Here is a 14,628-nt window from a genome sequence, read left to right as displayed (position 1 = left end):
CGATGCGCCTGACTGCCGGATCGCCCGCACGCCTCGGTGCAAGCTGGGACGGACGCGGCACCAACTTCGCGCTGTTCTCCGCGAATGCGCAGAAGGTCGAGCTATGCCTGTTCGACGGCCAGGGCCGGCGCGAGCTCGAGCGCATCGAGCTGCCCGAACGCACCGAGGACGTCTGGCACGGCTATCTCAACGACGTCTCGCCGGGCCAGCTCTACGGCTATCGCGTGCACGGCCCCTACGAGCCCGAGCACGGCCACCGCTTCAACGCCAACAAGCTGCTGCTCGACCCCTATGCCAAGCGGCTTGCGGGCCGGCTGGTGTGGAGCGACGCGCATTTCGCCTACCGCACCGGAAGCCCGCGCGAGGATTTGTCGTTCGACCGGCGCGACAACGCGCGCGGCATGCCGAAGGGCGTGGTCGTCGACGAGACCTTCAACTGGGGCCGCCGCGAGATCCGGCCCAACATCCCCTGGGAAGACACCATCATCTACGAGGCCCACGTCAAGGGCCTGACGCAGAAGCGCGACGACGTGCCGCCGAATCTGCGCGGCACCTATGGCGGGCTGTCGTCACCGGCGATGATCGAGCATCTGAAGAAGCTCGGCGTCACCACGGTCGAGCTCCTGCCCATCCACGCCTTCGTCGACGATCGCATATTGGTCGAGAAGAAGCTCGCCAATTACTGGGGCTACAACACGCTATCCTTCTTCGCGCCCGAGGCACGCTACGCCCAGGACAACGCGCTCGACTCCTTCCGCACCACGGTGGCGCGCCTGCACGACGCCGGCATCGAGGTGATGCTCGACGTCGTCTACAACCACACCGCAGAGGGCAATCACCTCGGCCCGACGCTGTGCTATCGCGGCATCGACAACGCCTCCTATTACTGGCTCAACCGCGACAACCCGCGCTATTACGACGACTTCACCGGCTGCGGTTCGTCGGTGAACCTCACGCATCCACGCGTGCTGCAGATGGTGATGGATTCGCTGCGCTACTGGGTCGAGGTCTGCCATGTCGACGGCTTCCGCTTCGACCTCGCCACCACGCTAGCGCGCGGGGTGAACGGCTATGATCGCGGCATCTCGTTCCTGACCGCGATCCGGCAGGATCCTGTGCTGGCGACCGTCAAGCTCGTTGCCGAGCCCTGGGATCTCGGCCTCGGCGGCTACCAGGTCGGCGCGTTTCCCTCGCAATGGTCGGAGTGGAACGACCGCTATCGCAGCGCCATGCGGCGCTACTGGAGCGGCGAAGGCAGCCTGATCGGCGATATCTCCAGCCGCATGACGGCATCGTCCGATTTGTTCAACCATGACGGACGGCGGCCGCGCGCCAGCATCAACCACATCACGGTGCACGACGGTTTCACGCTCGCCGACCTCTTCAGCTACAACGAGAAGCACAACGAAGCCAATGGCGAGGACAATCGCGACGGCTCCAGCGACAACCACAGCAATAATTGCGGCGTCGAAGGCCCGACCGACGATCCCCAGATCATCGGACTACGCCGGCAGCTTCGCAAGAACGTGCTGGCCTGCCTGATGCTGGCGCAAGGCATTCCGCTGATCCTCGCCGGCGACGAGGTCGGCAATTCGCAATCCGGCAACAACAACGCTTACTGCCAGGACAACGAGGTCGGCTGGGTCGGCTGGGACAATCTCGGCAAGGATGGCGACGACATGGTCGATTTCGTCACCGGTCTCGCCGACATCCGCCGCCGCTTCTCGCAGCTTCGCAGCCATCGCTGGCTCGACGGCCGCCCCAAGGATGGCATCTCCTACGGTGCGCTGTGGCTGACGCCTGAAGGCAACGAGATGACCGAGAACGACTGGAAATTTCCGGAAGGGCGGTTCCTCTCCTATGTGATGGGGCCGATGGAACCGGGCAGCGCCGCGATCTTTATCGTACTGAACGCCGCCCCTGAAGAGATCGCATTCAAATTGCCGAAACTGACCGAATACAAAAGCTGGCAGCAGATCCTGAACACGACCGATGCCAAGCTGAACAGTGTTGATTTCCTGCCCGGAAGCGACAGCAAGGCGCCGCCGCGTTCCGTGCTCGCTTTCGCGGGGGCGCTATGAGGCCATCCTTCGGCGCAAGGTCGACGAAGGACGGCGTGTCGTTCCGCCTGTGGGCGCCCGACGCCCGGCGCGTCGATCTGCTGCTCGACGGACGACACGCGATGCAGCGCCGGCAGGACGGCTGGTATGTAGCCGACATTGCGGGCCTGCCGGTCAACAGTGCCTACAAATTCAGGATCGACGACGAGATCGACGTGCCCGATCCCGCATCGGCGTTCCAACCCGACGACGTGTTCGGCCCGAGCGAGGTGATCGATCATGATGCTTTCTCGTGGCGCGCTGGGGATTGGCGCGGCCGGCCCTGGGAAGAGACGGTACTGATCGAAGCCCATGTCGGTACCTTCACGGCGCAAGGCACCTATCGTGCCATGATCGACAAGCTCGATCATCTCGTCGCAACCGGCATCACCGCGCTGGAATTGATGCCGCTGGCCGATTTCGCCGGTCGCCGCGGCTGGGGCTATGACGGCGTGTTGTGGTACGCACCCGACAGCGCCTATGGCCGCCCTGAAGACCTCAAGACGCTGATCGACGAGGCGCATCTGCGCGGGCTGATGGTGTTTCTCGACGTCGTCTATAATCACTTCGGGCCCGAAGGAAATTATCTCGGCCGCTATGCGCCGACCTTCTTCACCGACGCCCACACGCCCTGGGGCAGCGCGATCGACTATCGCGTGCCACAGGTCCGCGCCTTCGCGGTCGAGAACGCGCTGTCGTGGCTGACCGACTACCGCTTCGACGGACTGAGGCTGGATGCCGCCAACCACATCCTGGCGCTTCCCGGCGAGCAGTCGATGCTGCACGACCTCAGCGTCGCCGCCGGCGAGCTTGCCAAGGCAACCGGACGCCACATCCATCTCGTGCTGGAGAATGGCGACAATCGCGCCGCCCTGCTCGATGCCGCACAGGATCCGCCGAACGGAAAATACCGCGCGCAGTGGAACGACGACTACCATCACGCCTGGCATGTGATGATGACCGGCGAGCTTGCCGGCTATTACGCCGACTATCAGACGCCGCGCATGGACCTTGCCCGCGCGCTCGCTTCGGGCTTCGTCTATCAGGGCGAGATCTCGGAATTCTGGGGCAAGAAGCCGCGCGGCGAGGCGAGCGGAGAGTTGCCGCCGGCAACCTTCGTCAACTTCCTGCAAAACCACGACCAGATCGGCAACCGGCCGCTGGGCGACCGGCTCGAAAGCCTGGCATCGCCGCGGCAGATCGAGGCCGCGCTCGCGGTGACGCTGCTTTCGCCGATGGTGCCGATGCTGTTTCAGGGCGAGGAGTGGGGCTCCAAAGCGCCGTTCCCGTTCTTCTGCGATTTCCAGGGCGGCCTTGCCGATGCCGTGCGCAAGGGACGCAAGCAGGAATACGACTGGGCTTACGAGAAATACGGTGACGAGGTGCCCGACCCGCTCGATCCCGCGGCGCTGCAATCGGCCGTACTCGACTGGACGGGCCGTACACCGGAGCAGGATGCGCGTCTCGCGCTGGTGCGCGATTTGCTGGCCCTTCGCCGCAAGGAGATCGCGCCGAGGCTGAGGGGCGCAACATTCGGCGACGCAGCCGCTGCGGACAGCGGCTTGGTGACCGCGCATTGGCGCATGGGGGACGGCGCAACGCTGCGCCTCGCCGCCAATCTGTCGGGCAGCGAGATTGCGCATGCGAGCAAGAACGCAGGCACACTGATCTGGGGCGACGCGAGCGGCGACCGGCTTCCGCCGTGGTCGGTGCTCTGGCGTCTCGGGGGCTAGCATGCCTCCGGCCATTCCTCTTGCGACCTACCGGCTTCAGCTCACCGCGGATTTCGACTTCGACAAGGCGGCCGCGGTGGTGCCGTATCTCAAGGCGCTCGGGATCACGCATCTCTACACCTCGCCGGTGATGAAGGCCCGCAAGGGCTCGACCCACGGCTACGACACTGTCGATCACAGCCAGTTCAACCCCGAGCTCGGCGGCGAGGCCGGCTTTGCGCGGCTGAGCGAGGCGCTGGCCGAGCACGATCTCGGCCTCATCATCGATTTCGTACCGAACCATGTCGGCGTGCACTTTGCCGACAATCCCTGGTGGCTCGACGTGCTGGAATGGGGCCAGGCCTCGCCGCACGCGGGCTCGTTCGACATCGACTGGGATCAATTGGCCTACCGCGCCCGCGGCGGCGTGCTGCTGCCGATCCTCGGCGCGTCCTATGGCGAGGCACTGGAGCGCGGCGACATTGAGCTGCGCTACGATGCCGGCGAAGGCAGCTTTTCCGCCTGGTATTTCGAGCATCGCCTGCCGATCGCGCCGGAGCGCTATGGCGAATTGCTACGGGTGGTCGTGAAGGAGGCGGATGCCGCGGAGACGGAAGCCGGCAGACGGATGATCGCACTTGCCACGCGCTATACCGGACTGCACCGGCCCAACCGCAAGGAGGCACCCGGCCTCAAGACCGAGTTGAAGGAGATCGCAGGCAGCGCCGACATCATCGCGCAAGGCCTTGGCGCCTATCGCGCGGCCAAGGATCGGCCGGCAGAGACCCTGGCGCTGCATCATCTGCTGGAACGCCAGCACTACAAGCTCGGGCACTGGCGGCTGGCCTCCAGCGACATCAACTATCGCCGCTTCTTCGACGTCAACGGCCTCGCCGGCCTGCGTGTCGAGGACGCAAGCACCTTCGCCGCGACGCACCGGCTGGTGAAGCAGCTCGTCACTGATGGCAAGCTGCAGGGCATTCGCCTCGACCACATCGACGGCCTGCGCGATCCCGCGCAATATTGCCAGCGGCTGCGCCGGCTGGTGCGCGACGCGCAGGGCAACGCAAAACCGTTCTATACGGTGATCGAAAAGATCCTGTGCGAGCACGAGCGCCTGCCGCACTTCGCCGGCGTTCAGGGCACGACCGGCTATGAGTGGATGAACGTCATCACGCAGGTCCTGGTCGACCCCAAGGGGCTGGAGGCGCTGGACGAGACCTGGCGGCAGATCAGCAACCGGCCGCCGCGGCTCGCGCCCTATGTGAAGGACGCCAAGCGCCGCGTGCTGGAGACGCTGCTCACCAGCGAATTCACCGTGCTGACGCGCCTGCTCGCACGCATCGCCAACGGGCACTATTCGACCCGAGATTTCTCCGCCGACAGCCTGCGGCAGGCGCTCGAGCTCTATGTGCTGCATTTTCCGGTCTACCGCACCTACCTGACGCACAGCGACCCGACCGTCCTCGATCGCAAGCTGATCGACGACACCATCGCGCGCGCCCGTGCGGAATGGTTCGCGGCAGACGACGGCATTTTCGATTTCCTGCGCGACGCCCTGACCATGGACCTGCTCAAGCCCGGCCGCCCCCCGCACAGCGCCCCGCGCGTGCGCCGCTTCGCGCTGAAGGTGCAGCAGTTCACCGGGCCGATGATGGCGAAGTCGCTGGAGGACACCGCGTTCTACCAGTTCCACCGCCTGCTCGCCCTGAACGAAGTCGGCGGCAATCCCGCGAGCAACGGCCTCGCCTTTCCCGCCTTCCATCAGGCCATGCAGGCCCGCGCCAAAGAGTGGCCGCAAGGCATGACGGCGACCGCGACCCACGACACCAAGCGCGGCGAGGACGCCCGCGCGCGGATCGCGGCGCTCAGCGAGATTCCCGGCGAATGGACCAGCGCGGTCTCACGCTGGAAGATGCTGAATGCGCCGCACCTCGCGCTCGACGGCAAGCTACGCGCGCCGTCGGCGACGTTCGAATACATGCTCTACCAGACCCTGCTTGGCGCGTGGCCGCTGGTGGAGCCGGCCGATGCCGGTTTCGTCGAGCGCATCCAGGCCTATGCGCTCAAGGCCGCGCGCGAGGGCAAGGAAGAGACGAGCTGGCTCAATCCGCATGAAGCCTATGAGGACGGCATCAAGAGCTTCATCGGGAAGATCCTCGATCCCACGTTGTCGGGCGAATTCCTGGAATCGCTGCAGACGCTGGCCCGCCGCGTCGCGCTGCTCGGCGCGTTGAATTCGCTGAGCCAGCTCACCCTCAAGGCGACATTGCCGGGCGTTCCCGACTTCTATCAGGGCACCGAATTCTGGGACCTGTCGCTGGTCGACCCGGACAACCGCCGCCCCGTGGACTTTGCCGCGCGGCACGCAGCGCTGCCGCAGGACGCCCCGGATTGGCACGGCTTGATCCAGCATTGGCCGGACGGCCGACTCAAGCTGGCCTGGACGCGACACCTGCTCAAGCTGCGCAATGAGCTCGCTGATGTCTTCGCCGAGGGCGACTACCAGCCTCTGGAAGTGCGCGGCGCGCACGCCGACCATGTCATTGCCTTTGCCCGCCGCCATGGCCGGACTGCGGCGATCGTCGTGGTTGGACGCCAGTTCGCGCCATTCACGCAAGCGGGCCGCGAATGGCCGGCGCCGGACGTTTTCGACGCAACCGTCGACGTCACCGGTTACACCGCGCGGGGGCTTGCGGGCAACGAACTGCCGCTGGCGCAGGCCTTCCGCGAATTTCCTGCCGTTGTCATCGAGGCCCGCGCAGCGAGCGCCGTCAGGCCTGCACGGCAGCGCCAGCGCGCCTGACGCTTACTTTCCGTCATCCTTGGTCAGCAGCAGCTGACCGCGCTTGCGGATGGTGACCTGCGCCATCTCGGCAAAGCGCTGCAGCAGCCAGGGCAGCACCACCTGCACTTTGACATGATCGTCAGCGACATCGACCTGACCGGACGCGATCTGGCCCATCGCGCGGATGCGAAAATTCATGGTGTCGCCAGCCCAGCGCTCCTCTTCAACCTGCATCACGGGAATGCTCGCGGCAGCGCGGCCGAGCCCGGTCTTGAGCCGGCGCACCGCCTCTTCGCGGCCAAGGCGATGCGGAATGGAGACGACTAGCGGTGCTGACATGATCCCTGCCCGTATTGATTGAACACTCACCTAATTATGTCGGCCGCAAAGGCAAAGGTTCCATGCGCCAAGCGCCTGCGGTCGTGTTTCATAAACGGAACTTTCAAACCTGCGGCAAGTTGCCCTCGGCACAACGGACAGATGTGCCCCTTTCAGGAGAAAGGGGCTGGAGGAGATTCGCATGTCTATCGGTACAATCATTCTGATTATTCTGGTCATCGCCCTGCTCGGCGGCTTCAGCGGCATCGGCGGCGGCCCGTTCTACGGCACCGGCTATTATGGCGGCGGCGGCCTCGGGCTCGTCATCGTCATCCTGCTGATCCTGCTGTTGCTCGGACGGATCTAACTGCTGATCGTAGGGTGGGTTAGACCTGCAGACGCGCGAAGCGCATCTGCAGGGTGTAACCCACCTCTTTAGCTTCCGCGGATACAGACAGTGGTGGGTTACGCCTTCGGCTAACCCACCCTACGTCTTCTTCGCTGCGAGCTTCTTCATCGCAGCCTTGATCGACGTAGCCGCGTCGTCATAGCCATCCCACGCCTTCGAGCGCGCCAGCACGCCCGGCACCGTCCGCACCGTATATCGCTTCGGATCAAGATCGCTCTTCACCTGCGCCCAGGTTACCGGCATCGAGACCGTCGCGCCATCGCGGGCGCGCGGAGACAGCGGCGCCACCGCAGTCGACAGCCGATCGTTACGCAGATAGTCGAGGAAGATCTTCCCGCTCCGCAGCTTCTTGGACATGTTGAGCAGATAGCGCTCGGGATCGTCATCCGCCATCCACTGGCAGACCCCTTGCGCAAAGGCCTTGGCTTCCTTCCAGCTCACCCTGTCGCGAGCCCCGTGGAGCAACGGCACCACGACGTGCAGCCCCTTGCCGCCAGTGGTCTTGCAAAAGCTGTCCATGCCGAGATCAGTCAGCCGCTGCCGCATCTGCTTGGCCGCGTCGACAACGTCGGAAAACTCGACGTCCGGCGCTGGATCGAGATCGAACACCAGCCGGCCGGGCGTGTCGTAAGCATTCGGCGCGCAATTCCAGGGATGCAGCTCGAGGCCGCCGATCTGTGCAACCGCGGCGAGGCCTTCGACGCGATCGATCTGCAAATAAGGCTTGCGGTCGCCGGAGACCTTGGCGAGTTCGAGCAGGTTCGAGCTGCCCTGCATGGCATGGCGCTGGAAGAATTTCTCGCCGCCGATGCCGTCGGGCGCGCGCAGGATCGAACAGGGGCGGCCTTTCAGGTGTTCGATCATCCAGTCGCCAACCGCTTCGAAATAGCGGGCGAGATCGAGCTTCGTCACGCCCTCCCCGTCGCCGCCATCCGGCCACAGCTCCTTGTCCGGCTTGGAAATCACGACACCCATCACCTCGGCGACGCCGGCGTCCCTGCTTTTTCCGGACTTCGCCGAAACACGCTTTCGCGCCGAGGGCCGGGCAAGCGCGATATCGGCAGGCGTTTCCGCCTCAACCTCCTCGGCCGGCTTGTCCTGCCGCAGGCCCTTGAAAGCGGCTTGGCGGATGTTGCCATCGGCGGTGAAGCCGGCGAACTCGATCTCAGCGACAAGCTCGGGCTTCACCCAGTGCACGTCGCGGGTCTTCTTCGGCGCGTTCTTGCCGCCGAACGGGCTCTCGCTCGACGCCGCCTCCTTCAGCAGCGGCATGATGCGCTTGACCTTGTCGGCGCCAAAGCCGGTGCCGACGATGCCGACAAAGGCGAGGTGATCGCCGCGATAAACGCCAGCCATCAGCGAGCGGAATTTTCCGGCCGTCGTCTTCCAGCCTCCGATCACGACCTCGTGGCCCGCGCGGCATTTCGCCTTGGTCCAGCTCTCGGTTCGGCCGGAGCGATACGGCGCATCCACCTTCTTCGACACGATGCCTTCGAGCTCGAGCTTGCAGGCAGATTGCAGCACAGCTTCACCGCCGCTCTCGAAATGCTCGACATAACGGATCTGGCTCGCTTTCTTCTTGCGGGCCTCCAGCAATGCCTTGAGACGCTCCTTGCGTTCGCCGAGCGGCAGGCGGCGGCAATCGAGGCCTTCGGCGAACAGCAGGTCGAAGGCGAAGAAGATCAGCTCGTTGGTCTTGCCATCCGACAGCGCCGCCTGGAGCGAAGAGAAATTCGGCGCGCCGTTGTGGTCCAGCGCGACGATCTCGCCGTCGATCATCGCGTCCGGCAACGAACCTGCCTCCTTCGCGATCGCCGCGAATTTGCTGGTCCAGTCGAGGCCCTTGCGCGTCCTCAGTGTAGCCTTGCCATCCTCGATCCGAAGCTGCACCCGGTACCCGTCGAACTTGATCTCGTGGCACCAGCCATCTCCCGACGGCGGGCGCTCGACCAATGTGCAGAGCTGCGGCGCGACGAAGTCCGGCATCTCCGGGACTTCCTTGGCAGTTGTCGCAACCGTGGCCTTTTTCTTGGCCGCCTTGGAGATCTTCAGTGCCGCGCGAGGCGCCGGCTTGACCGTGCGCCCCTCCGTCTCCCCCGCGCGGTTGGACTGCCAGACCGCATCAGCCCTGCTCTTGGCGCCCTTCGCCAGCATGAAGGGCTTCGGCGCGCGGCCCTTGCCGCCGGCGATCTGTGCCATCGCACGGCCAGAGGCGACCGACTTGTCCGCGCTGAGAATGTCCTCGCTCTCACTGGCATATTCGTCGCGGTGCTTGATCAGCAGCCAGTTGGTACGCTTGCCACCGGTGCGGTCATTGCGCATCCGCACCAGCACCCAGCTTCCATGCAGCTTCTCGCCGTGCAGCGTGAACTTCAAATCACCCTTCTTGAAGCCGGCCTCCGGATCATCGCAGTCCCAGGTGCCGCGATCCCACAGCATCACGGTGCCGCCGCCGTACTGGTCTTCGGGAATCGTGCCTTCAAAATCGCCATAGTCGAGCGGATGGTCCTCGACCTCCACCGCCAGCCGCTTGTCGCGCGGATCGAGCGAGGGCCCCTTCGTCACCGCCCATGATTTGAAGACGCCGTCGAATTCCAGCCGCAGATCGTAGTGCAGCCGCGTCGCATCGTGCTTCTGGATCACGAAACGCCGCTGCTTCGACGGCGCCACGGCGATCTTGCCGGAGGGCTCCGGCGTCTTCTCGAAATCCCGCTTCAGTCGATAGGTGGAGAGTTTTCGCAGCACGACCGGTCCCGCATGTCCTTCGGCGTTCGAGCCTATCACGGCAGACGTCCGCGCCGGAACCAAAACCCCGGAGCCCGGTTGGAGTTCCTGAAAAGCCTTGAAATCACTGGAGAATGGAATGGCTCCCCGCGCCTATTGGAAGGGAACGCTGAAGCTGTCGCTGGTAAGCTGCCCGGTCGTGCTCTATCCCGCGACCACGGCGGCGGAGAAGACGCGGTTTCACATGATCAATCGCGAGACCGGCAACCGGCTGAAGCAGCAGATGGTGGACTCCGAGACCGGCGATGTGGTCGAGAGCGACCAGAAGGGCCGCGGCTACGAGCTGCGCAAGGGCAAATATGTCGAGATCGAGCCGGAAGAGCTCGAGGCGGTGCAGATCGAGAGCAACCACACCATCGACATCGAAAGCTTCGTGCCGAGCGAGGAGATCGACCAGCGCTATCTCGACAACCCCTATTACATCGCGCCGGAGGGCAAGGCCGCGATCGATGCCTTTGCCGTGATCCGCGATGCCATGAAGGATCAGGGCCGCGTGGCGCTCGCCAAGATCGTGCTCACCAACCGCGAGCATGTCATGGCGATCGAGCCGCTCGGCAAGGGCCTGCTCGGCACCACGCTGCGCTTTCCCTATGAGCTGCGCGACGAAGGCGAGTTTTTCGACGACATCAAGACGCCGAAGATCACCAAGGACATGGTCGAGCTTGCCGGTCACATCCTGCAGACCAAAGCCGCGCATTTCGACCCCGGCAAATTCAAGGACGAGTACGAGACCGCGCTGAAGGCGCTGGTGAAGCGCAAGGCGAGCGGCAAGACCATCGAGCTGCCGGAGCGCGGCGAGAAGCCGAGCAACGTCGTCAGCCTGATGGATGCGCTGAAGCAGAGCCTGAAGGGGGGCGGGGGGAAGAAGACCGCGGCGAAGTCGCATGGGCGCCGTGCCACCGGCGGGCGGCGAGCGGCGAAGAAGACGCAGCGGTCGACGGCTCGGCAGAGGAAGGCGGGGTAGCCCGTCATTCCGGGAAGTCGTAGGATGGGTAGAGCGCAGCGAAACCCATCGCTTACCCGCGCGTGTAGAGGGTTGATGGGTTTCGCTGCGCTCTACCCATCCTACGGATCTGCGTAAATCAATCGCCCGCCTTCAGCCGATACCCGATCCCCGTTTCGGTCAGCACATATTGCGGCCGTTCCGGATCGGCTTCGATCTTCTGGCGGAGCTGGCGGACATAGACGCGCAGATATTGCGCGTCTGTCAGCTCGTCCCAGAGCTCCTTGAGCAGGAAGCGGTGGGTCAGAACCTTGCCGGCGTGCTGGACCAGCACGCGCAGGAGGTCGTATTCCTTCGGCGACAGCTTGATGTCGCGCTCGCCGACCTTGACGATGCGGCGGACGAGATCGACCGAGAGATCGCCGGTGCGGAATACCGGGCGTTCGCCCTGCACCTGAAGCTGGTGCCGCAGCGCGGCGCGCAGGCGAGCCAGCAGCTCGTCCATGCCGAACGGTTTTGTCAGATAATCGTCGGCGCCGAGATCGAGGGCCTGGACCTTGCCGGCCTCGTCGCCGCGGCTCGACAGCACAACGATCGGCACGGCTTCGTTGCGCGCGCGTATCGTGCGCAGCAGCTCATGGCCCTGGACGTCGGGCAGGCCAAGATCGAGGATGATCAGTGCGGGGTCCTCGGCGAGCTTTTCCAGCGCAATCTTCCCGCTCGATGCCTCCAGGATCTCGTAGCCCTGCGTCGTCAGGCTCATCCGCAGCAGCTTGCGGATCGGCGGCTCGTCGTCGATGACCAGAACCTTGATCGGGGCGGCACTCATGCGGCGGTATCCAATGCGCGGGTCTGTGCCGGGATGGGCAGACGGATGGTGAGAACGGCGCCGCTGCGGTCGCTGCGGTTGGCGGCCGAGATCGTGCCGTGCATCGCCTCGACGAAGCCGCGGGAAATGGCGAGCCCGAGCCCGGTGCCGGGCCGAACATGGTCGCCCTTCTGCGCGCGATAGAACTTGTCGAACACGCTCTCGAGCTCGTCGGGTGGAATGCCGCCGCCCTCGTCGGCCACCTGAAGCACCACCTGATCCCGCTCGCGCCAGCTGCGGATCGCGATCGTGGTGTCAACTGGCGAATATTTCGCGGCATTGTCGAGCAGATTGAACAGCACCTGCTCGAACAGAACGGCATCGAGCTGGAGCATCGGCAGGTCGGCGGCGAGCACCAGCTCGACCTTGTGGCCGGTGAGGATCTTGGTTGCCCGCCGCAGCGCGCTGCCGACGATTTCGCCGAGATCGTGCAGCGCCGTGTTGGGCACGACGGCGCCGGATTCGAGCTTGGTCATGTCGAGCAGATTGGCGATGAAGCGGTTGAGCCGCTCGGATTCGTCGATCACGGTGGCAAGCAGGTCGCGCTTCTCGGTGTCGGACAGCGCACCGGCGAGATCGCGCATGGTCGAGGCGGCGCCCAACACGGAGGCGAGCGGCGTCTTCAGATCATGCGAGATCGACGTCAGCAGCGCCGAGCGAAGCCGCTCGGATTCGACGGTGCGCTTGACGCGGTCCATGTCCTCGACCAGCAACACCCGCTCGATCGCGAGCGCGCCCTGGTCGACCAGCGCATCGAGCAGCCGACGCTGGTCCGGCGTCAGCAGCGGACCCGTGCGGTCGTTGTCAATGCCGATGACGCCGATCGGGCCGCGCCCGGTGCGCATCGGCAGGAACAGCCGTTTGGCCCCCGGCAACGTGTCCGAGCCCCGGCCCGCGGGACGATCGTTGCTCCAGGCCCAGTTTGCGGCGGCAAGATCGGCCTGGTCGAGCTCATCCTCCGGCGGATAGCCGGATTTGACCGTGAGCAGGCCGTCCTCGGGCAGCAGCAGCACCACGCGAACCTTCAACATCAGCGCGGCCTGATAGGCGGTCGCCCACAGCACATCGTCGAGCGTGGCGGTGCCCGCAAGCTTGCGGCTGAACGCATAGAGCTGCTCGGTGGTGCGGATGCGGCCGATCGCAGTGTCGGCCTGGATCCGCACCCGCCCCGCAAGATTCGACACCAGCATCGCGATCAGCATGAAGAAGAAGAAGGCGGCGACATTGGTCGGATCGGTGATGGTGAAAGTGTAGACCGGCGGCAGGAAGAAGAAATTATAGGCCAGCGACGACACCAGGCTTGCAAGCAGCGACGGCCACAGCCCATAGCGCACCGCGACCGTCACCACCGCGGTCAGGAAAACCAGATCAACATTCTCGACGCCGAACCGCGGCTTGATGACGACCGCCGCCGCAAGACCGAGCACAGTGATGCCGAGCGCCTTGAGATAGGGCAGCGCATCGAACGGCTCCGACCGCGCGGCGGTCTGCACCGTCGGCTTCGACGGCGACTGCTCGGCGAGCTCGTCGCCCGGGATGACGTGAATGCTGATATTGCCGGCCCGACGGACGAGATCATGCACGACCGAACCGCGCGTCAGTTCGAACCAGCGCGAACGCGTCGACTTCCCGATCACGATCTGGGTGACGTTGTTGCCTTGTGCGAAACTGATGACGTCGTCGGCGATGCGGCGACCGACGGCGGGAATGGTCAGCGCCTCGCCGCCGAGCGCTTCGGCGAGCCGCAGCGTATCGGCGAGACGGTCGCGCTGCTCGTCTGAAAGCTGAAGCGAGCGCCGCGTCTCGATCGAGATCGCGGTGAACGGCGCATGCAGCCGATCGGCGAGCCGCTTGGTGTAACGCACGAGGCTGGCCGCGCGCGGATCCTCGCTGACGCAGACGAGAATGCGTTCGCCCGCGGCCCAGGGACCGGCGATGGCGTTCGCCTGCATGTGGGTGAGCAATTGCTCATCGACCCGCTCGGCCGTTCGCCGCAACGCCAGCTCGCGCAGCGCCGTGAGGTTGCCCGGCGAGAAATAGTGCTCCAGCGCCCGCTCGGCTTGCCGGGACACATAGACCTTGCCCTCCTTCAACCGCTGGATCAGATCGTCCGGCGTGAGGTCGATCAGCTCGATCGCGTCCGCACGGTCGAACACCGAATCCGGCACGGTTTCGCGCACCCGCACATGGGTGATCTGGGCGACGACGTCGTTCAGGCTCTCGATGTGCTGGATGTTGACGGCGGTGTAGACGTCGATGCCGTGGGAGAGCAGTTCCTCGACGTCGAGATAGCGCTTCGGATGGCGGCTGCCGGCCGCGTTGGTGTGGGCGAGCTCGTCGACCAGCGCGATTTTCGGCCGCCGCGCGATGACGGCGTCGAGGTCCATCTCCTCGACGATCTGGCCGCGGTACTCGAGCCTCTGGCGCGGGATCGCTTCCAGCCCGCGCACCAGCGCCTCGGTCTCGGCCCGGCCGTGGGTTTCGACGAAGCCGATCACGACATCGATGCCCGCCTTGCGCTTGGCATGGGCGCTTTGCAGCATCTCGTAGGTCTTGCCGACACCGGGGGCGGCGCCGACGAAGATCTTCAGCTTGCCGCTCGCACTCTCCTCCCGGCGCGCGGCTTCCAGCAGCGCCTCGGGAGACGGACGTTGTTCGGGATCGCGGCGCTCCTGGACCATCAGGCGAATATAATCATCCGGACGCC

General features: G+C 65.0%; 9 protein-coding genes. 5 read left to right on the top strand and 4 right to left on the bottom strand.

Annotated elements, in window-relative coordinates; genetic code table 11:
- Nucleotides 1-2: 2 nt before the first annotated feature.
- From glgX to treY, 3 genes are read left to right on the top strand one after another with little or no spacing between them, the layout of a single operon-like run.
- Nucleotides 3-2,081 (top strand): glycogen debranching protein GlgX, encoded by a 2,079-nt coding sequence (gene glgX / locus F8237_RS22905; RefSeq protein ID WP_151648127.1) that lies wholly within the window; start codon nucleotides 3-5, stop codon nucleotides 2,079-2,081.
- The gene (gene treZ, locus F8237_RS22900; RefSeq protein ID WP_151648124.1) at nucleotides 2,078-3,832 is read left to right on the top strand and encodes a malto-oligosyltrehalose trehalohydrolase; all 1,755 of its coding nucleotides are present in this window, start codon (nucleotides 2,078-2,080) and stop codon (nucleotides 3,830-3,832) included. The genes glgX and treZ overlap by 4 nt, the downstream gene beginning before the upstream one ends.
- Before the next feature lies 1 nt (nucleotide 3,833).
- Nucleotides 3,834-6,617 (top strand): malto-oligosyltrehalose synthase, encoded by a 2,784-nt coding sequence (gene treY / locus F8237_RS22895; protein WP_151648122.1) that lies wholly within the window; start codon nucleotides 3,834-3,836, stop codon nucleotides 6,615-6,617.
- A gap of 3 nt (nucleotides 6,618-6,620) precedes the next feature.
- Here the strand turns inward: treY and F8237_RS22890 are convergent, their stop codons facing one another.
- Nucleotides 6,621-6,938, bottom strand: a complete 318-nt coding sequence (locus F8237_RS22890; protein ID WP_151648120.1) for a polyhydroxyalkanoic acid system family protein — start codon at nucleotides 6,936-6,938, stop codon at nucleotides 6,621-6,623.
- 181 nt (nucleotides 6,939-7,119) lie between these two features.
- On the opposite strand from F8237_RS22890, the gene F8237_RS22885 reads away from it, so the two are divergent.
- On the top strand, nucleotides 7,120-7,284 hold the full coding sequence (locus F8237_RS22885; RefSeq protein ID WP_007595743.1) for a DUF3309 family protein: 165 nt from the start codon (nucleotides 7,120-7,122) through the stop codon (nucleotides 7,282-7,284).
- 120 nt (nucleotides 7,285-7,404) lie between these two features.
- Here F8237_RS22885 and ligD read toward each other — a convergent pair whose 3' ends face one another.
- Complete coding sequence (ligD, locus tag F8237_RS22880) at nucleotides 7,405-10,071, bottom strand: DNA ligase D (RefSeq protein WP_151650636.1); 2,667 nt, start codon at nucleotides 10,069-10,071, stop codon at nucleotides 7,405-7,407.
- A 118-nt stretch (nucleotides 10,072-10,189) separates the two neighbouring features.
- Here ligD and ku point away from each other — a divergent pair, with 118 nt between their 5' ends.
- Entirely contained in the window at nucleotides 10,190-11,074 is an 885-nt protein-coding gene (gene ku / locus F8237_RS22875) for a non-homologous end joining protein Ku (protein ID WP_151648118.1), read from the top strand.
- 118 nt (nucleotides 11,075-11,192) lie between these two features.
- Here ku and F8237_RS22870 read toward each other — a convergent pair whose 3' ends face one another.
- Both F8237_RS22870 and F8237_RS22865 read right to left on the bottom strand, forming a co-directional pair.
- A complete protein-coding gene (locus tag F8237_RS22870; RefSeq protein ID WP_151648116.1) occupies nucleotides 11,193-11,882 on the bottom strand; it encodes a response regulator in 690 nt (229 codons plus the stop codon).
- Nucleotides 11,879-14,602: a sensor histidine kinase gene (locus F8237_RS22865; protein WP_151648114.1), complete on the bottom strand. Its 2,724-nt coding sequence runs from the start codon at nucleotides 14,600-14,602 to the stop codon at nucleotides 11,879-11,881. Before F8237_RS22865 ends, F8237_RS22870 begins: the two co-directional genes overlap by 4 nt.
- Nucleotides 14,603-14,628 lie beyond the last annotated feature (26 nt).

The sequence above is a fragment of the Bradyrhizobium betae genome, assembly GCF_008932115.1.
GTDB lineage: Bacteria > Pseudomonadota > Alphaproteobacteria > Rhizobiales > Xanthobacteraceae > Bradyrhizobium > Bradyrhizobium betae.
The sequence above is the reverse complement of the archived record's forward strand: the minus strand, read 5'-3'. Positions and strand labels throughout refer to the sequence as shown.

Coding starts and splice junctions, on each gene's coding strand:
- treZ (WP_151648124.1), top strand. CDS start 2,078: ATGAGGCCATCCTTCGGCGCAAGGTCGACGAAGGACGGCGTGTCGTTC.
- treY (WP_151648122.1), top strand. CDS start 3,834: ATGCCTCCGGCCATTCCTCTTGCGACCTACCGGCTTCAGCTCACCGCG.
- F8237_RS22865 (WP_151648114.1), bottom strand. CDS start 14,602: ATGGTCCAGGAGCGCCGCGATCCCGAACAACGTCCGTCTCCCGAGGCG.
- F8237_RS22870 (WP_151648116.1), bottom strand. CDS start 11,882: ATGAGTGCCGCCCCGATCAAGGTTCTGGTCATCGACGACGAGCCGCCG.
- F8237_RS22890 (WP_151648120.1), bottom strand. CDS start 6,938: ATGTCAGCACCGCTAGTCGTCTCCATTCCGCATCGCCTTGGCCGCGAA.
- glgX (WP_151648127.1), top strand. CDS start 3: ATGCGCCTGACTGCCGGATCGCCCGCACGCCTCGGTGCAAGCTGGGAC.
- ku (WP_151648118.1), top strand. CDS start 10,190: ATGGCTCCCCGCGCCTATTGGAAGGGAACGCTGAAGCTGTCGCTGGTA.
- F8237_RS22885 (WP_007595743.1), top strand. CDS start 7,120: ATGTCTATCGGTACAATCATTCTGATTATTCTGGTCATCGCCCTGCTC.